At 58.6% G+C, this 18,883-nt stretch carries 17 protein-coding genes; 13 read left to right on the top strand and 4 right to left on the bottom strand.

All coding sequences use genetic code 11. From position 1 onward, the window contains the following. Window positions 1–3: 3 nt before the first annotated feature. From ADJ70_RS06745 to ADJ70_RS06730, 4 genes are all read right to left on the bottom strand, one after another. Entirely contained in the window at window positions 4–1,374 is a 1,371-nt protein-coding gene (locus ADJ70_RS06745) for a hypothetical protein (protein WP_050344471.1), read from the bottom strand. Further along, complete coding sequence (locus ADJ70_RS06740) at window positions 1,371–2,402, bottom strand: glycosyltransferase family 2 protein (RefSeq protein ID WP_172674457.1); 1,032 nt, start codon at window positions 2,400–2,402, stop codon at window positions 1,371–1,373. Before ADJ70_RS06740 ends, ADJ70_RS06745 begins: the two co-directional genes overlap by 4 nt. Before the next feature lie 85 nt (window positions 2,403–2,487). Continuing rightward, window positions 2,488–3,603 (bottom strand): glycosyltransferase, encoded by a 1,116-nt coding sequence (locus tag ADJ70_RS06735; RefSeq protein WP_050344469.1) that lies wholly within the window; start codon window positions 3,601–3,603, stop codon window positions 2,488–2,490. A 119-nt stretch (window positions 3,604–3,722) separates the two neighbouring features. Beyond that, window positions 3,723–4,052, bottom strand: a complete 330-nt coding sequence (locus tag ADJ70_RS06730) for a hypothetical protein (protein ID WP_172674456.1) — start codon at window positions 4,050–4,052, stop codon at window positions 3,723–3,725. Window positions 4,053–4,498: 446 nt separating this feature from the next. On the opposite strand from ADJ70_RS06730, the gene ADJ70_RS06725 reads away from it, so the two are divergent. The 13 genes from ADJ70_RS06725 to ADJ70_RS06670 all read left to right on the top strand — a co-directional run bounded on the left by ADJ70_RS06725 (window position 4,499) and on the right by ADJ70_RS06670 (window position 18,704). Then, the gene (locus tag ADJ70_RS06725) at window positions 4,499–5,662 is read left to right on the top strand and encodes an acyltransferase family protein (RefSeq protein WP_050344467.1); all 1,164 of its coding nucleotides are present in this window, start codon (window positions 4,499–4,501) and stop codon (window positions 5,660–5,662) included. 779 nt (window positions 5,663–6,441) lie between these two features. Beyond that, window positions 6,442–7,356, top strand: a complete 915-nt coding sequence (rfbA, locus tag ADJ70_RS06720; protein WP_371256198.1) for a glucose-1-phosphate thymidylyltransferase RfbA — start codon at window positions 6,442–6,444, stop codon at window positions 7,354–7,356. Beyond that, window positions 7,356–8,807, top strand: a complete 1,452-nt coding sequence (locus tag ADJ70_RS06715) for a bifunctional dTDP-4-dehydrorhamnose 3,5-epimerase family protein/NAD(P)-dependent oxidoreductase (protein ID WP_050344466.1) — start codon at window positions 7,356–7,358, stop codon at window positions 8,805–8,807. The genes rfbA and ADJ70_RS06715 overlap by 1 nt, the downstream gene beginning before the upstream one ends. A gap of 54 nt (window positions 8,808–8,861) precedes the next feature. Continuing rightward, entirely contained in the window at window positions 8,862–9,881 is a 1,020-nt protein-coding gene (gene rfbB, locus ADJ70_RS06710; protein WP_050344465.1) for a dTDP-glucose 4,6-dehydratase, read from the top strand. Between the two features lie 15 nt (window positions 9,882–9,896). Beyond that, window positions 9,897–9,992 carry a type II toxin-antitoxin system RelE/ParE family toxin gene (locus ADJ70_RS15555; RefSeq protein WP_083443864.1) on the top strand — a complete coding sequence of 32 codons (96 nt, stop codon included), beginning with the start codon at window positions 9,897–9,899 and terminating at the stop codon, window positions 9,990–9,992. A 159-nt stretch (window positions 9,993–10,151) separates the two neighbouring features. Beyond that, on the top strand, window positions 10,152–10,940 hold the full coding sequence (gene rfbF, locus ADJ70_RS06705) for a glucose-1-phosphate cytidylyltransferase (RefSeq protein WP_050344464.1): 789 nt from the start codon (window positions 10,152–10,154) through the stop codon (window positions 10,938–10,940). 1 nt (window position 10,941) lies between these two features. Then, window positions 10,942–12,063, top strand: coding sequence for a CDP-glucose 4,6-dehydratase (gene rfbG, locus ADJ70_RS06700; RefSeq protein ID WP_050344463.1), 1,122 nt, complete (start codon window positions 10,942–10,944; stop codon window positions 12,061–12,063). Further along, window positions 12,063–13,409, top strand: coding sequence for a lipopolysaccharide biosynthesis protein RfbH (rfbH, locus tag ADJ70_RS06695; RefSeq protein WP_050344462.1), 1,347 nt, complete (start codon window positions 12,063–12,065; stop codon window positions 13,407–13,409). Before rfbG ends, rfbH begins: the two co-directional genes overlap by 1 nt. A 3-nt stretch (window positions 13,410–13,412) precedes the next feature. Then, entirely contained in the window at window positions 13,413–15,227 is a 1,815-nt protein-coding gene (locus tag ADJ70_RS06690; protein ID WP_050344461.1) for a thiamine pyrophosphate-binding protein, read from the top strand. A gap of 56 nt (window positions 15,228–15,283) precedes the next feature. Beyond that, a complete protein-coding gene (locus tag ADJ70_RS06685) occupies window positions 15,284–16,066 on the top strand; it encodes an aldolase/citrate lyase family protein (protein WP_083443863.1) in 783 nt (260 codons plus the stop codon). A 41-nt stretch (window positions 16,067–16,107) separates the two neighbouring features. Further along, the gene (locus ADJ70_RS06680) at window positions 16,108–16,770 is read left to right on the top strand and encodes an HAD family hydrolase (protein WP_050344460.1); all 663 of its coding nucleotides are present in this window, start codon (window positions 16,108–16,110) and stop codon (window positions 16,768–16,770) included. Between the two features lie 4 nt (window positions 16,771–16,774). Beyond that, window positions 16,775–17,698, top strand: coding sequence for an NAD(P)-dependent oxidoreductase (locus tag ADJ70_RS06675; protein WP_050344459.1), 924 nt, complete (start codon window positions 16,775–16,777; stop codon window positions 17,696–17,698). 1 nt (window position 17,699) lies between these two features. Continuing rightward, on the top strand, window positions 17,700–18,704 hold the full coding sequence (locus ADJ70_RS06670) for a glycosyltransferase family 2 protein (RefSeq protein WP_050344458.1): 1,005 nt from the start codon (window positions 17,700–17,702) through the stop codon (window positions 18,702–18,704). Window positions 18,705–18,883 lie beyond the last annotated feature (179 nt).

Raw genomic sequence — 18,883 nt, 5'->3', positions numbered from 1 at the left:
TGATCACCTTTCGTAACTTGGAAATTGCGGCCGCAAGCGGATTGGGCGCCTGAAGAGCAGACTGTGGCGCGATCGCACCGCAGCAGATGGCGACAACACTGCTTCCTTTGCGGTGACGCGGTAATAGTCAAGAAGCCCCATAAGAGCGAAGAACTCGTATTGACTGTCGAACGTCGCGAAGAGTGTGATGCTGATGACCGCGAGGATATAGGCGATATAAAGGGTCCTCGAGCTCCGCAGGTCTTTTCTGAGCACACGACCAGAGCGCCACAACGCCCTAAGCAGGAGGAACGTCTCGAAAATGCCCCAGTACATTCCGTACTGCAGGACGGCGGACTTCGCGCTCATGCCGAAGTCGCTATTCGAATAGATGTAGGTGTTGATCTCTGACATGTTGAGCGAGATACCCATGTTGCCGAAGAACCCTTGGAAGCGCTCCAACATATCCGGAAAGAGCTGCAGGTAGAGCGCGTTTCCGGTGCCGAAGGGGTAGATCAGCGAATACAGAAAGGCTACAGCGTTTGAGAGCGTACGCGTAGCTGTTGAAGTGTACTGACTGATATCAGACTGGAAAAGTTCAGTCATCTTATCGAAGATTCCCGGCACGCCTGCAACAACTAAGACAATAGGAACGATAAGCAAAGTCCACCTCGCATCATGCCGTATGAGCACGCACAATGCAACTACGACCGCCACGATCACCATCACAAGCAGCGACTTTGCCACGGTCGTTGCAATCATAAACGTTATGGCCGCGATAACCGCAAAGCCTGGGGCCTGCCAATTCTTCACTTTAAAGCAATAATGTAGCGCCACGCCGCCGTAGACAATGATGAGAGGTGTGGTCCAGGAGGCCTCGGTCGTGAGGAGTCTCGGCCTGTTATAGGGGAAGATGCCCGAGTAATGGGCCCATGGTAGGGCATTGGGCAGTTGAATGTACTCAACGATTGCGATGACGGTCAAGATCACGAACGCATGAAAGAACGGCCTGGTAACTCGCTCCTCGTCATATCCCTTTGCAAGATATGAGACAATCATCAGATATGAACCTATTGATAGCGCCGTGAGCAGTCCTCTCAAAGACTTGGACATAATATCCTCACCCTTAAGTACCGTGGAGTTACCCGTCAGGACCCATACAAGGTCGGCGATGATGTTTATGGCAATGAGGTAAAAAAGGAGCCTCCACCAAACGTCAGTAAAAGTCCCTCGCCTCACCAGCCTCTTATGCATCGTCAAAAGGAGAAAAGGGACACATGCGACTAAAGATAGCAGGGGTACAAACGAGTATCCATAAGATCCAAGCGAACTCTTTAAAGGGCTGTCCTGCCAAATAGGCAGTACGATCATGAGCCAATAGAAGATGTATCTCATTCGGCCGTCCTAGATTCATCTTGCAAAGAATGAGTAATATGTTTTTGACGTATTTGTACAAATTTGTTGAAGATGCACTCGTACATCCCGGGTGCATGGGTGATGACAACGAAGCGGGTCTTGTTTGCTTTAGATATATGGTTGTCGCGAAGAATCGTAGCTAGATTCCTTTTTATTTCATCCAGACATGCTTTCTTCGTCTCTGACACAAACTTATCAGATTTATCGGAACGAAGTGCAATCCGGAAAATCCTCGTTAAATGAAGTGCTCGCATAAATGCAATAGCATCCCATGACGCCCCAATGAGTTGCAATTCGTAGCTCTGCTTGGCCAGAGCGCTCATATAATCTCTGATCTGTTGAATTGGAACAGCTTTTGCGTTGACCGTAGAGCCCTTTCTTCTGACGTGATAATAAAGAGGTTCATCCAGATACAGTAACGTCTTGGCAGAAGAAATGTATTCGGCTCCTATGGCAACATCTTCGTAAAAACGTTGCCCCAATGGGTGAGCTCGAAATAACGAGACTGGCGCCATACGCCCCCAGCAGCAAGAAACCAAGTCTCTGTACAACAGATCGTCGATAGTGGCTGTTCTCCATACCGTTTTCTGCTCTATTTTATTTGGTACAATCGTCTCATTGGGACTTTGAATGCTTACGTCAACGAATCCTGTGATGGCCATACAGTTCTCATGTGCCGAAACGCCCTCGACTAAACGTTGTATGTATTGAGGAGCTACATAATCATCACCATCGATGAAAGCGACGTATTCTCCCGTAGCCACATTCAATCCATGGTTGCGCGCTGAGGCTTGCCCTGAGTTGTTCTGTCTGATAAGCCGTATACGCTTATCCTTTGTTGTAAATTCATGAATAGCTGCTTTGGTTGAATCCTTGGAACCATCGTCTATGCAGATGATTTCGAGCTTTTGGTATGTCTGGTTGACCACCGAGGAAAGACAGTAACTTACACAATCCTCTAGGTTGTAAAAAGGGATAATTGCTGACACAAGCGGTTCATTTTCCACGCTTACACCCCCCATAAGGACGCAGTAATATCGTACCTGCGATCATCGAGTCTCATGTGCAGGAAGCGAATCCTGTAAGCGCTCATCATGCAACCCCCTCGTCGAGCTGGAGGTATCGCTTGCAAAGACGCGCAGCTATCTCATCCGCGCCGTGCTTGCGGAACGGCTTGGCCGCGAGGTCGACTCGCCTATCGGCCACCCTCTCCGCCATGTCCATCACGGCGTCGGCCCATGCTTGGGCGTCGCCCAGAGGTAGGAAGCGGACATGTGCGGTGAGGTCGACCTCCGTCGGAACTGCGTCGGACACCACGCAAGGCAGCCCGGCGGCCTGCGCCTCCATGGGGGCCATTCCCAGCCCCTCGTAGCGGCTGGGGAAGCAGAATATGTCGAAGGCCGAGTAGGCCCTAGCGGCGTCCATGTAGCCCGGCGCCACGACGCGGCCGTCCACGCCGAGACACCCGGCCTCGATGGCGGGCCTGTCGGGGCCGTCTCCTACGAGCGCGAGCCAGGCGTCGGTGCCGGCCTCGAGCAACTCCTTAAGGACGCGCAGAAGAAAGATTTGGTTTTTGGGGGGTGACCATCGGCCCACGTGACCGATCACGAGTGCGTTTTCCGGCACGCTCCAGGCAGCCCTCATCTCTTCGCGGGCTCTGGAGTTGAAGGTGAAGCGTGAGAAGTCGATGGGGTTAGGCAGCACCTCGAAGGGGGCCTTGCCGAAGAGCCAGCGACCTGCGTGCTCGGTGCATGCCATACGCAAGGTCGGGTAGCGGTTGGCTTGCGTGCGCAGGATGTTCTTGGCGGTGTTGCGCAAGAATTCACCACGTCCGCTTGCTGAGTGCGAGTGCGCGATGCGCACGGGCACACCGGCACGCTCCGCCTGATGCAAGGGGAAGACGGAAAGAGAGTTCATATGCGCGTGGACGATTCGCCACTCGGGATGGGCACGGAAGAGCTCGTAGGAAGTCCGCTTGAAATCGGGGAGGCGCGTGTAGGTGGGAACCGTGTAGACGCTCCCGCCTAGGGACTCCACCTCATCCCTAGGCACGACCGAGGAGGCATCCGTGACCACAAAGTCAAACTGCATACACGAGCGGTCGATGTGCCTATAGAGTGTCATGACAACCGCCTCGACGCCCCCGCCGACCATGTTGCCCACAAACTGGCATACCCGGATGGGATTGCCAGATACACTCTCCGACATGGGCTACATCACCGTTGAAAGGGCAGAGCAGAGATTGAGCATGGGCCATTTGAACTGTACGTTTACCAACAGAAGCACCCCCACCCGCTATACGCGGGAATTATTAGAAACTATACGTACTATACGTACGTTTTGATTCGCTCAAAACAAGTGTATTTTAGGCCCATTGGTAGTTCGTGTGGGCGACTATCGGCCACAAGAACTACCAAAGGGCCAAAACTTGACAGAACACACGCCAGCGGTACCCGCACCATGTCGGGCTTGGCGTGACCGCACTCGTCGGCGTAGGCCATCAGCCTATCCGGGCGCAGGAGGGAGTTCAGCAGGAACGCGTCGCCGAACGATACGGCGAGCCTCGGACGCGCGGCACGGGCGTTGCGCCTCCTCGGCCCTCCGACGCCCTCCTGCGCAGGTCCGAACTCGCCCGTCACCAGGTCGTAGGAGAACATCCCCCACTCCCGGCTGCGATACACTCCGCGCGCCCTGTCCACGATCCGCCCCAGGTATGCGCGGTCCTCCTGCGTGACTTTGGTCCCTTCCCTCACCTCACGGACCTGACGACTGTCGCGTACTCGTTACCGTCCGCGACGCTGCGGCTGATACACGTTCCCGCCCCATGGGATAGGTGAGAGCCTCATTCCGCATGACACCGGACGCAACCGCCGCACGCAAGCGACGGCCTGAGGGTCTCCGCAGCCGGGCACAGGCTCTCGGGGCAGGCGACGATTCGGGTTTGCGCCAGTGGGCTAAGGAAGTGCTGGGAAGTCAGGTTTAATGCATCTCGTAACCCACATCAATGATGACATGGCTATGAATGCTCGGCAACAGACGTAGGACGGTCTTTGTAGAGTATGATCTTCTCGATTGTTGGAAGACTGATAGACGAGGAGAAGGCGTGGCCAAGGCATTACAGAAGCGGGAACGGAACTCCGCCATAGAGGCGCTCAAGATCGTGGCCATGATTGCGATCGTGTTCTCACATGTGACACAATCGCTGCAGTTGCCGGAGATAAGCGGGGGAGGTGCTGCTCTCAACACGATAGACACGCTCTCCTACTGCGTGGACTTCAAGACCGCATCTGCCGACCCCACGATGTGGCTTCTTGTCTGCCTGCGCACCCTCGGCGCCTGGGGTAACGCGGTCTTCGTCATCTGCTCGGCCTGGTTCCTCTGCAAGAGTGACAAGGTAAGCTTGAACAAGATCGTCAAGATGGTCCTGGATGTCTTCCTTATCTCCGTCGTCATCTTGGTGGTGGCGTTGCTCGTCGGCGTGCGCCCCGGTATTAAGAACATCGTCAAGTGTCTCCTGCCGACGACCTTCGCCAACAACTGGTTCATCACCAGCTATCTCCTGCTCTATATGATCCATCCCGCCCTCAACTGGATCTTTGAGCGCTTGGGAAAACGTGGCCACGCCGCCCTCGCCATCGGTCTCTTCTGCCTCTATATGCTGTTTCCCGTAGCCCATGGCGGACACTTCTTTACATCTGAGCTCATCGTGATGATTACCGAGTACGTGATCGTAGGCTACGCACGTTTCTACCTGCCCGAAACCATGGAAAACAAACGGGCCGCTTGCACGGCGTGTCTCGTGGGTACACTGGGAACCCTCGTCTTGGTAGCTCTGCTTGAGGTGGCGGGACTCCACATCGGCGCGCTCGCCAACAAGATGTTCCACTTCGATAAAGACGGCGACCCGCTCCTCTTCCTATCTGCCTTCGGCCTCTTCAATCTAGTGCGGACCCACTTTTTCGTGAGTGTGAGGGTGAGCAGGGTGGCCGCGCCCATGCTCTTCGTCTATCTAATTCATGAGAATCTGATCGTAAGAACCTACGCAAGGCCCTCGATCTGGCTTTGGGTCCACGACACCCTAGGCTATGGGGCGCTGGTCATCTGGATCGTGACGTTCTCGTTGGCGCTCTTCGCTGTAGCACTTGCCTGCGCGTTCGCCTACACGCGGACGCTGGGCAAAGTGGCCGCGCGTATGGAGATACCTGCCGAGCGGATGGTGCGCAAGGTCGGCAGGTACGCCGTGGGGTGGCTGTGCGGGTTGAGGTGATGGCGGATGTCACCTCTCAAAGGCTAGCCGATCCATTTTGAATCTCATACTGAGCTTATGACATGCCCGTAGCCTGAACGTGATGGTTCAGGTCGCGGGCTTTTCATGCCCGCTGGAATGGAAGGCGGGTTCGCATGGACGGCGAGGGTGATGGCGTTCATGTGCCTGACTAGACGATATGACCCGAACTGAGGGGCCGAACTTATTTCTGGGTTGGGGTCCCCATGGACATCCATCGTGCGTGCTTTGGAATCGACAGCCACCCGTGAGCCGCGACGATATGCGCGCCGGCGCCTGGGGACAGCGGGCCGGGGGCTGCACGTCCGGGGGAAGCGACTACGGCGAGATGGCCGAGCGGGCGGCCGACTTCCCGCAGCCGTCCCACGGCGCGTGCGAGGGCGGCATGGGTCTCTGGGCCTCTGCCAGCGCGACTACTGCCGCGCGCAGGGTCTTGCCTTTGTGTGCCTCGTCGCGTCGCTCGTGCGCAGGGAGCTCGCCGACCTGGTCGGGTCGGGGGGTGGCTCCCCGGCCGTACCGTCGACGAGGCGCTGCTCGACGCCCTCCGGGCCGGGAGGTGGGGATGCCGCGACCGCGAGGGGTCAGTCAGGAGGCAGTTTGATACCCTAGGTGTGCCGCTCGAGGCGAGGTTCCCCATTTCCGCCCCAGCGCATACCTAATGATGAGGGAAGCTGTGTCTAACAGAGACTTGTGTTTTTGCATCTTACTTAATACGGTGGGGATCTTGGGTGGTCTATGCTGCATATCTGGTGGGCAAGGCGGTGTACGAAGGAAAGTATCATGAAAGGCATCATTCTCACACACGTCTGTATCCTCTCACTACCGTTACGTCCAAGCAGCTCTTGCCCGTCTACGACAAGCCGATGGTCTACTATCCACTCTCCACCCTCATGCTTGCTGGTATCCAAGATATCCTCATCATCTCGACGCCGCAGGACCTGCCCAATTTCGAACGTCTTTTGGGCGATGGCTCTGACTTTGGCGTCTCGCTGTCGTATGCCGTTCAACCCGAGCCAAAGGGTCTCGCACAGGCGTTCGTGATCGGGGCGGGTTTCGTGGCGGGGGAGGCCTGTGCCCTCGTACTGGGTGATAACGTCTTCTATGGCAACGGGCTGTCCAGTCACCTCAGGCGGGCCGTCGTCTCGGCTGAGTCTGGTCGCTCCACGGTCTTCGGTTATCGCGTCGATGACCCCGAGCGTTTTGGAGTCGTTGAGTTCGACAGTGACTACAACGTGGTCTCCATCGAAGAGAAGCCAGAACATCCCAAGAGCAGCTATGCGGTTACGGGGCTCTACTTCTATGATTCCCGTGTGACGGAGTTTGCGGCTAAGGTTAGGCCCTCCGTACGCGGTGAGTACGAGATTACAGACCTCAACCGCATGTATTTGGATGATGGCTCCCTCGATGTGGTGACGCTCGGGCGCGGCTATGCCTGGCTTGACACGGGAACGATGGAGTCACTCTTTGAGGCGTCGCAGTTCGTGCGCATGGTCGAGACTGCTCAGGATCTACCCGTCTCGGTGCCGGAGGAAATAGCCTACGAGAACGGCTGGATCGGTCGCGGTCGGTTGCTTGAGTGTGCGGAGCGCTACGGCAAGAGCAACTATGGTCATCACCTCAGGATCGTGGCTGAGGGAAAGATCGCGCCAGACAGTCACTATTCAAAGGAGGGGTGATGGACTTCGGGAGCAAGCTTGCCGTTGAGAAGACGGGCATTGCCGGACTCAAGTTGCTTAGGCTCACTGTGCACTGTGATGGTCGAGGATGGTTCAAGGAGAACTGGCAACGTGATAAGATGGTCTCCCTTGGCCTGCCTGACCTGCGCTGGGTTCAGAACAACATATCGTTCAACGCTAGGCGTGGTGTGACGCGCGGCATCCATGCCGAGCCATGGAACAAGCTTGTTTCCGTTGCCACTGGATCGGTCTTTGGTGCCTGGGTCGACCTGAGGCAGGGAAGCTCCACATTCGGTCGGGTCTTCACTGCCACGTTGGATCCGGCACGCGCGGTCTTCGTTCCGCGCGGGGTCGGGAACGCCTTCCAGGCGCTCGAGGACGCAACGAGCTATACGTATATGGTCGATGCGCATTGGTCCGCCGAACTTAAGAAGACCTACACCTTCGTGAGCCTCTTTGACGCGGCGCTTGCCATCGACTGGCCCATTCCGCTCAAGGGGTGCGAGATATCGGAGGCGGACAGTCACCACCCCCCGCTCGCTGACGTGGTTCCTATGGCACCCAAAAGGACGCTTGTGACCGGCTGTGACGGCCAACTCGGCCGTGCGATCAGGGCGTTTGCCGACGCTCGTGACCTCGGGCCGACGTTTGACTACCACGACATCGACGGCTTCGACTTCTCTGACCCAGCTGCCTATGACGGCATCGACTGGGATCTTTACGGTACCGTGATCAACTGCGGTGCCTATACCGCCGTCGACAGGGCGGAGACGACAGAGGGTCGCATCAGTTGCTGGAAGGCAAACGCTGTCGGCCCTGCCCTTCTGGCACGGGCATGTGCGGAGTACGGTATCACGCTTGTACACATCAGCTCTGACTACGTCTTTGATGGTGTGCGCGCATCTCACGACGAGCTAGAGCCCCTCTCGCCTCTCTCCGTGTACGGGCAGGCGAAAGCTGCGGGTGATCTGGCCGTGGCGGGCTGTCCGAGCCACTACATCGTACGCTCGAGCTGGGTGATCGGTGACGGCAGGAACTTTGTCAGGAGTATGGCGGCCTTGTCTGATTGTGTGGCCGATGTCGGTGACGAGCTGGATCACGTGACGGTGGTTGACGACCAGAACGGGAGGCTGACCTTTACCGACCAGATGGCTGAAGGGATCTTCCACCTGCTGCGGGAGCATGCTCCCTACGGCACCTACGACCTGACCGGCTCCGGTCACACCAAGAGTTGGTATGAGATAGCCTCTGAGGTATTTGAGTTGAGAAACGCTAACAGTCCTGCCGTCATCCCCGTATCGACGGCGGAGTACTATGGGAGCTCCGAGGGTCCCATCGCCTTGAGGCCGCGACACAGCACCCTCTCCCTTGGTAAGGTGAGATCAGTCGGGTTTATTCCACGTGACTGGGAGGACGAGCTCAAGGAATACGTCGCACGACTGCCCCGATAGAGTCTACGTGATCCATGCGAGCGGAGTGCGAGGAGGAGGGATAGGTGGTTTACCATGTCCTGTGCGTTTGATCCGGCGAACATCATTGTCACGGGCGGCTGTGGCTTCATAGGCAGCAACTTCGTCCGCCATGTCGTCGAGAGTCATCCCGGCGTGTGCTTGACAGTGCTCGACAAGCTCACCTACGCAGGAAGCCCCGAGAGCCTCGCTGGTCTTCCAGAGGGCAGGGTAAGGCTCGTGGTGGGTGATGTCTGTGACGTCGAGCTGCTCGAGCGTATCGTCCCCGGGCACGATGCCATCGTCCACTTTGCCGCCGAGAGCCACAACGACAACTCCATCGTGGACCCCGATCCATTCATTCGGACTAACGTCGAAGGTACCTTTCGCCTACTCGAGGTTGTGCGCAGACATGGATTGCGCTACCACCATGTCTCTACCGACGAGGTGTATGGTGACCTTGCCCTTGATGAGCCTCGCCGCTTCCGACCCGAGGACCCCTATCGCCCCTCGAGTCCCTATAGCTCTACCAAGGCGTCCTCCGACCTGCTCGTGCGTGCCTGGGTACGTACCTACGGCATTTGCGCGACGATATCGAACTGCTCGAACAACTATGGCCCCTATCAGCATGTAGAGAAGTTCATACCACGTCAGGTCACCAACATCATCTGTGGTGTGCGCCCCAAGCTCTACGGAGATGGCAGGAATGTGCGTGATTGGATCCACACCGAGGATCACTCCCGTGCCGTATGGGACATCCTCACGCGAGGGCGCCAGGGGGAGACCTACCTCATCGGAGCGGATGGCGAGAGGAGTAACCTTGACGTGCTTCAGACTATCCTTGAGCGCATGGGTCGTCCCCTAGACGCGTTCGATTGGGTGCGCGACCGCCCGGGCCATGACCGCCGCTACGCCATCGATCCATCCAAACTTCGCGAGGAGCTTGGATGGAAGCCCATCCACACGAGCTTCTCCGAGGGGATTGATCGGACCATCACCTGGTATCGCGATAACGAGTGGTGGTGGCGTCCGATGAAGGCGGCTACCGAGGCGAGGTACGGAAGGCAGGGTAAGTGAGAGTGGCGCTATCGCGTGGGTGACTACCGCGCCCTTTGTGAGATTCGCGATGAAGAGTTCGTGGTGCTCGTCCTCGAAATCGGCCATCGGTGCGATATCTACGAAAACTAACGGCGGTGCCGTTTTGCTGTATCCGGGTGGGTATATGGTACCGTTCGGTCCGCTCACTATACTCTCCACATGGAGTAAATGTTCAGTTTTGTTTATGCTCTCGTGTGGGCGGGTACATACAGCTATGCTTCTGACAGCACAGGTGGAAGATTGGATGATATGAAGGTCGTTATTCTGGCGGGGGGCTTCGGCTCGCGCATCAGCGAGGAGAGTCACCTGCGCCCCAAGCCCATGATCGAAATCGGTAGGTACCCCATCCTGTGGCACATCATGAAGGGCTACTCCCACTTCGGCTTCAACGACTTCGTGATCTGCGCGGGGTACAGGCAGGACGTGATCAAGGAGTACTTCGAGGACTACTTCCTGCACCGAAGCGACGTGACCTTTGACTTCACCAACGGTCAGCGCGACATGGTGGTCCACAACACCTCGGTGGAGCCTTGGCGTGTCACCGTCGCCGACACCGGTTACGCTACCATGACGGCGGGCCGGATCAATCGCATACGGCCCTATGTTGACGATGAGCCGTTCATGCTCACGTACGGCGACGGCGTCTCTGACGTCGACCCCAACGACATCCTCGCCTTCCACAGGGCATCGGGTGCTATCGTCACGCTCACCGCCGTCAAGGCCTCCCAACGCTTCGGCGTGCTCGACATCGATGACGGGGGCTGCGTGGGGGACTTCCGCGAGAAGAGCGACAGCGACGACGCGTACATCAACGGCGGCTTCATGGTCTGTGAGCCGAGGGTGTTCGATGTCATCAACCAGCGGGAGGACCCGGACGGGGACGACTTCTCTGGCGTGACCCTCGAGGCGTTGGCACGATCCGGCAAGCTCTCGGCATATCGCTACGACGGCTTCTGGAGCTGCATGGACACCCAGCGTGACATGCAGCAGCTGATATCGCTCTGGAATGCGGGGAACGCCCCCTGGAAGGTGTGGTGACATGCCGCCTAAGCTCGTTGGCACGGGTCTGCGCGATCGGCTGTCCTCCTTCTTCGGGGGAAGAGGCGTGCTCGTCACCGGCTCGACCGGCTTCAAGGGTTCTTGGCTCTGTCGCACCCTGCTGCACCTGGGTGCCAAGGTGTCGGGCTATGCGCTTGAACCTCCCACGAACCCGAGTCTGTTTGACTTGGTAGGCCTGGGCAACCAGATGGACCAGACGGTGGCGGACGTGAGGGACCTCGACGCCCTCAGGCGCTGCTTCGAGCGCACCTGTCCTCACGCCGTGCTTCACCTCGCTGCCCAGCCCTTGGTCATCGACTCCTACCAGAGGCCCCGCCACACCTATGAGACCAACGTCATGGGGACGGTCAACGTGCTCGAGTGCGTGCGCTCGTGCGAGAGCGTCAGGACCTTCCTCAACGTGACCACAGACAAGGTGTACGAGAACCTCGAGCGTCCGGGCTACGGCTACAGGGAGGATGACAAGCTCGACGGCTTTGACCCGTACTCCAACTCCAAGAGCTGCTCGGAGCTCGTGACGCACTCCTACGCGAGAAGCTTCTTCGCCCCAGGCGCCCTCGGAGCCGCAGCTGGCCGCTGCGCCATCTCGACGGCCCGGGCGGGCAACGTCATCGGCGGCGGTGACTTCGCAGACAACCGGATCGTTCCCGATTGCGTGCGTGCCGCCCGGTCGGGCACTGTCATGACTATACGCAACCCCAGCTCGGTGCGGCCCTACCAGCACGTCCTCGAGCCCCTGCTGCTGTACCTGACCCTCGTCATGAGGCAGGATGAGGATACGAGCCTCGCGGGGTGGTACAACGTCGGCCCAGATGACGCCGACTGCGTGACGACGGGCCAGATCGTGGGGATGTTCGCCGACGCGTGGGGCGATGGCTTCTCCTTCGAGGCGCGTCGCGTGGACGGGCCCCACGAGGCGGGCCTCCTGAGGCTCGACAACTCGAAGGCAAAGGACAAGCTTGGCTGGCAGCCCGTCTGGGACGTGCGTGAGGCGCTGAGGAGAACGGTCGAATGGTCCCGCGCCTGGGTCGTCGGGGGTACCGCCGCCGCGTCTGATGCCATGGACAAGCAGATCGATGACTACCTAGAGGAGCTGATATAGTGGCGTTTGAGGGCAAGAGCGAGGCAGAGGCGAGGGAGGAGATCCTCTCCCTCGTGAGCGAGTACTGTGACAGCTACCACAACCAGGGCAAGCCCTTCGTTCCGGGGGACCGGATCAGCTACGCGTCGCGCGTCTACGATCACAGTGAGATGGTCAACCTCGTTGACGCGTCTCTCGACTTCTGGCTCACGGCAGGACCGTGGACCGCCAAGTTCGAGCGTGCCTTCGCGCGCTACCTTGGCGTGCGCTTCGCCAGCGTGGTCAACTCGGGGTCCTCTGCGAACCTCCTCGCGTTCGCGACCCTGACGGCACCCGAGCTCGGCGAGCGGGCCATCCGTCGTGGCGACGAGGTCATCACCGTCGCCGCAGGCTTTCCCACCACCATCACGCCCATCATCCAGTTTGGTGCCGTGCCGGTCTTCATTGATGTCACCGTTCCCCAGTACAACGTAGACGTCACGCGTCTTGAGGCTGCCCTCAACCCCGGCAGGACCAAGGCCGTCATGATGGCGCACACCTTGGGCAATCCCTTCGATCTTGCCGCCGTCAAGGCCTTCTGCGACGAGCACGGGCTCTGGCTCGTCGAGGACAACTGCGACGCCCTCGGCTCGCGCTACACGATTGACGGCACGCCCCGTCTTACGGGGACCATCGGCGACATCGGCACCTCGTCCTTCTACCCCCCGCACCACATGACGATGGGGGAGGGTGGGGCCACCTATACCGACGACCCCAAGCTCAACATTATCATGCGTTCCATACGCGACTGGGGTCGCGACTGCCGCTGTGCCTCGGGCCAGGACAACCTCTGCGGACACCGTTTTGACGGGCAGCACGGTGAGCTTCCCAAGGGCTATGACCACAAGTACGTCTACTCGCACTTTGGCTACAACCTCAAGGCGACGGACCTGCAGGCGGCCGTCGGCTGCGCCCAGCTCGAGAAGTTTCCCTCCTTCGTGGAGAGGCGCAGGCACAACTGGGCGTATCTGCGAGAGGCGCTTGAGCCCGTCTCTGACAGGCTCATCCTTCCCGAACCCGCCTTGCACTCGGAGCCGAGCTGGTTTGGTTTCCTCATGACCTGTCGTGAGGGGACGGAGCGCAAGAGGGTCGTGCCCGCCGTCGAGGCGGCCGGCGTGCAGACGAGGATGCTCTTCGCGGGCAACATCGTCCGTCACCCCTGCTTTGATAGCATCCGTGGCAGCGACGCCTACCGCGTGGTGGGGGACCTCGACGTCACCGATCGCATCATGCGCGACACCTTCTGGGTGGGCGTCTACCCGGGCATGACCGACGAGAAGCTCGACTACATGGCCACGGCCATCGCAGGCGCCGTGAGGGGGGCCTGAGCCATGCGCGTAGCGGACTACATGGCGCAGTTTATCGTGGGCTATGGCATCACGGACCTGTTCTCGGTGGTCGGTGGCGGTGCCATGCACCTCAACGATGCCTTTGGTCACCACGGAGGCCTGCATGTGACCTACAACCACCATGAGCAGGCCTGTGCCATGGCAGCCGAGAGCTACGCCCGACTGACGGGGCGTATCGCGGCAGTCTGCGTCACCACGGGTCCTGGTGGCACCAACGCGATCACCGGCGTGCTCGGAGGGTGGCTCGACTCCATCCCCATGCTCGTGATCTCGGGTCAGGTGAAGTTCACGACGACAGTCGCGTCCTGCCCCGAGCTTGGGCTTCGACAGCTTGGGGACCAGGAGTGGCATATCGTCGACACGGTGAGGGACATGACCAAGTATGCCGTGATGGTCACCGATCCCCTCAGGGTCTCCTACCACCTCGAGAAGGCCCTCTACGCCGCGACGCACGGGCGCCCGGGCCCCTGTTGGGTGGACGTCCCTCTTAACGTACAGGCCGCAGAGATCGACCCCGGTGACCTCGTGCACTTCGATGCCTCTCGGGAGGGTATCGGTAGCCTTCCGGCACGGGAGTATCCTGAGCCCGTCTCTGCCGCAATCGTCTCCGACCTGTTTGCCAGGGTCCATGCCGCCAAGGCACCGGTCATCCTTGCCGGTGGTGGCATCCGGACTGCCCATGCCTACGATGAGTTCCGATCCTTCATAGCGAAGCTGCAGATCCCCGTCTGCACTGCGTGGAACGCGCACGACCTCATGGCTGACGATGATGAGCTCTACGCGGGACGTCCCGGCACGGTGGGGACGCGTGGGGGGAACTTCGTGATTCAGAATGCCGATCTTGTCATATCCCTTGCGTGTCGCATGAACGTGCGGCAGGTGAGCTATAACTGGGAGAACTTCGCGAGGGGGGCCTACCTGGTTGCCGTCGACATCGACGAGGCGGAGCTTGCAAAGCCAACCCTGAGCATCGATCTGCCGATCCACGCTGATATTAGGGACTTCTTGGGCGTGGCAAATCGCCATCCGGAATGCTTTGACAGGTCCGAGCACCAGAGCTGGCATGAGTTTTGCCAGAACCTGAATCGTCGCTATCCGGCAGACCTCCCCGCCTACAAGGAGAGGCGCACGCCAGTAAACCCCTATTACTTCCTCGATGTGCTGTCACGGCGCTTGCCCGCTGACCAAGTCACGGTTACGAGCAATGGCGCGGCCTGTGTCTGTTCGTTCCAGACGATGCGGATCAAGCAAGGACAGCGCCTCTTTACTAACTCTGGCGTCGCCTCGATGGGCTATGGCCTGCCTGCGGCCGTGGGAGCTGCGGTGGCGAGGGGAGGAGGCAGCGTCTTGTGCATCGAGGGTGACGGATCCATCATGATGAACCTGCAGGAGTTGGAGACGATCTCCTACAACGGGCTTAACGTGAAGGTCGTCATTCTCAACAACGACGGGTACCACTCCATCCGCCAAACGCAGACCAATACGTTCAACGCGAACTTCTGTGGTGTGGATAAGGACAGCGGCGTAGGAAGCCCCAACTGGGGCAGGGTGGCGGCAGCATTCGATCTCCCGTTCGTTCGCATCGACAGTACTGACGGTCTTACGGTTGCCATAGATGCCCTCCTTGCCACCGATGGACCAGTTGTCTGCGAGGCGGTTGTTGGTCACGAGCAGAACTTCGAACCTAAGCTCTCGTCGAGGAGGCTCGACGATGGCACCATCATCTCGCCATCCCTAGAGGACATGAGTCCATTTTTGAGTAGGGAGGAGATGGCCCAGAACAGGTTCGGGGGCTAGGCATCGCGCTATCCATGATACGAGAGAATGCATCATAACACGAAAGGAGCAGGTTCATGAATCAGGTTGGTAGGAAGATGGTCGATATCCTCAAGTCCCTCAAGGAGGAGTATGGTTGCGTTGCCGTGAAGGCTGAGTTTGAGGCCGAGGGTTCAAGGACGGACGAGATGATCATGCTCACTGAGGTCCTGAATACGGTCAATATGCCCCTAACCATCAAGATCGGAGGTTGCGAGGCAGTGCGCGACCTGGATCAATGCAAGCTCCTTGGTGCGAGTGGCATCATGGCGCCGATGATCGAGACCCCCTTTGCGCTCTCTAAGTTCAAAGGTGCTGCTCGAAAGGTCTACGGAGACGCGATGGGTGGCATTAACTGGGTGATCAATGCGGAAACCAAAACCTGCAAGAAAAATTATTCCGACATTCTTGCCGAAGGGCAGGGCTTCTTAGACATGGTCGGCATCGGGCGCGTAGACTTCTCCGCATCCTGCGGCCTCACGCGTGCGGATATCAACAATGACTTCATGCTCGAGAGCTGCATCGACCTCGCCAAGCAGTCACGCGGTGCCGGGTTGAAGGTTGCCTTTGGTGGCGGTATCTCGTTTGACGCCATCCCCTTCATTAAGGCCATGGCCCCTTATGCAGATCGCTTTGAGACGCGTAAGGTGCACTTTGAGGTGACTGACGACGAGAGGATCCTCAAAGGCGGCATCCTTTCTGCCATGAGGTTCGAGACGCTTTACCTTGAGAACAAGTGCACCTACTATGACTCGATGGCGAACGAGGACCGCTCGCGTCTTAAGATGATGCGTGAGCGGATCGAGAGGGCCGAGGCGTAGGCGGGGCAAAGAAGATCCGCGCGGTTCCTGGGAGGCTTCTGGTGAGTAGACGCCTTGTCATATTTGATGCCGATGGGACGCTGGTAGATACCGTCGAGGACGTGGCTGAGTGCTTCAATCAGGCGTTGGTGGCCGCAGGTTACCCCTCGAGCACGCTCGAGGGCGTGTCTGCGCAGCTGGGAAAGCCCCTTGAGGAGATCGTCAGGGGCATCCTTCCTCCGGACGTCGCAAGAGAAGACGCCGCTGTCACGGCGGTCTCGCAGGCCTATCGGAAGACATATGCGTCTTCTCCCAAGTCAAGGACCCGTCCTTATCCAGGAGTTAGCAAGGCCCTGCGACAGCTGCTCGACAGCGGCATGCAAATTGCGGTGAACAGCAACAAGCCCCATGATAACCTTGTCAGGCTGATGGATAGGTTCTTCAGGGGCCTGCCTCTTTTAGTTTCCGGCTATGGCAACGTTGGGATCAAAAGCGCCAAGCCCGATCCCGAGGGCGCACGATGGCTCATGACTAAGGCCAAGGTGACTCCCGCCGAGACGCTGTACGTCGGTGACACTCGCATCGATGTAGATACGGCCAGCAACGCGGGGGTAGGCTGCGTTGTGGTCGCTTGGGGTCAGGGGACCGATGAGCTTTACCGTGACCCTAGGATCGAGCGCGTCGTTATGGACACTGACGAGCTAATTGCTGCATGTGGGAGATGATCGTATGAGTCGCGATATCAGGCGCGCGTTCGTCACGGGTGCGACCAGCATGGTCGGCTCGTCTGTTGTGCGTGCATGCTTGGAAGAGGGGATGGAGGTCATCGCCGCCGTTCGACCTCACTCCAGGCGCATGGGAAACCTCCCTGATAATGAGGGGGTGTCCCAGCTTGAGTGCGAGTTGAGCTCCCTTGCCCAACTTGATACCTCTCAGATCGAACCCTGTGACGCCTTCTTCCATATTGCATGGGCAGGGTCGGCGGGTCCAGTTCGTGATGACGCACAGCTCCAGACCGCAAACATTGGCTATGCCGTGGCGGCCGCCCAGCTCGCAAGTCGCCTTGGATGTCGTGTCTTTGTCGGAGCTGGGTCTCAGGCGGAGTGTGGTCGCGTTGATGGAGACATCACCGTAAACATGGTCGGGGTGCCCGAGACGGGATATGGCATAGCCAAGCAAGCCTCATGTCAAATGACGAGGCTTGTGTGCGAGCGCGTTGGTATGGACCATGTGTGGTCTCGCATTCTGAGCGTGTATGGTCCGGGGGATGCCCCCCACACCATGGTCATGAATGTGATCAGAGATGCCCTGCGAGGTGTCGACCCACCTTGCACGAAGGGGGAGCAGCTTTGGGACTATCTCTATGCTGATGACTGCGGTAGAGCACTGTTGGCCATGGCACATGGTGGTAGATCTGGTTATGTCTACCCAGTGGGGAGTGGCACATGCAGGCCCTTGGCTGATCTCATCTGGCAGATATGCGATGCTTGCGCCACCGGGGCCGTTCCTAAGCTGGGCGCGATCCCATACTACGACAAGCAGGTCATGCATCTGAGAGCGGATATACGGTCTCTTACGGAAGACACCGGCTTCAGCCCGACCGTATCGTTTGATGAGGGGATTGACCGGACCATCAAGTGGTGCAGGGGGTAGGATGGTTGACGAGGCGGATCAGGGTGGGGAAGCTAGGAAGATCTCGGTGGTGGTACCTTGCTACAACGAGGCCGATAATGTCATACCCATGCATGACGCGATCACAGAGCAGTTCGCGAAGGCGCTGCCCGGCTACGACTATGACATCATCTTCATCGACAACTGCTCCACGGATGGCACCCGTGATAAGCTGCGCCTTCTGTGTGCCCAGGACGAGCGCACCCGCGTGATCCTCAACTCTCGCAACTTTGGGCAGTTCAACTCCCCGTTCTATGGCATGTGTCAGGCGGACGGCGATGCGGTCATCACCATCTGCTGCGATTTCCAGGATCCTGTCGACCTCATCCCCAAGTTCGTTCACGCTTGGGAGGAGGGGCATACGGTCGTCTCTGCCATCAAGACGAACTCAGATGAGGGTAGGGTGCTACGCCTGCTCAGGACCTGCTACTACAAGCTTATCCGCAAGATGAGCGACGTGAGTCAGATCGAGCACTTCACTGGGACGGGACTCTATGACCAACGCTTCATACAAGTCCTCAAGGACCTCGACGATCCCCAACCCTTCCTTCGTGGCATTGTCGCGGAGCTTGGTCCTGCCAACCGCAAGGACATACCGTATCGCCAGGCAGGCAGGCGAGCCGGCAAGACGCACAACAGCTTCACGACCCTCTATGATGCCGCTATGCTCTCCTTCACGAGCTATACCAAGGTGCCCCTAAGGCTGGCGACGATAGGCGGCTTTGTCGTCTCGGCCATTACCCTCCTGCTTGCGGTGGTATTTCTTGTCTTGAAGCTCTTGAACTGGAACCAGTATGCGGCGGGTATGGCACCTCTGGTCATCTTGGTCCTTTTGATCGGGTCTACGCAGACCTTCTTCATAGGACTTCTGGGGGAGTATGTCCTCACGATCAACTCGCGTACCATGAAGCGGCCGCTCGTCGTCGAGGAGGAACGCCTCAACTGGCCAGCTGACAGGCCAAGGAAGGGTGAGGGGCCGCGCGAGTAGCCCGTTTTGGTGAGGTCCTGCTTCGTCTCTCGGCACCGGGTCACGAGTGCCTGTTTTAGTCGGGTATCCTTGGCGCGAGCTTCGGCAGGGCAGTGGTTAACGTGGCCGTGTCATGTGGTGATGCAGGGTGTTACCTGCTCGTGGTCAAACGGAGCTCAGACCAGAAAGGGAGGAAGCAA

This window comes from Olsenella sp. oral taxon 807, assembly GCF_001189515.2.
GTDB lineage: Bacteria > Actinomycetota > Coriobacteriia > Coriobacteriales > Atopobiaceae > Olsenella_F.
This window is presented reverse-complemented; position numbering and strand designations above follow the sequence as displayed.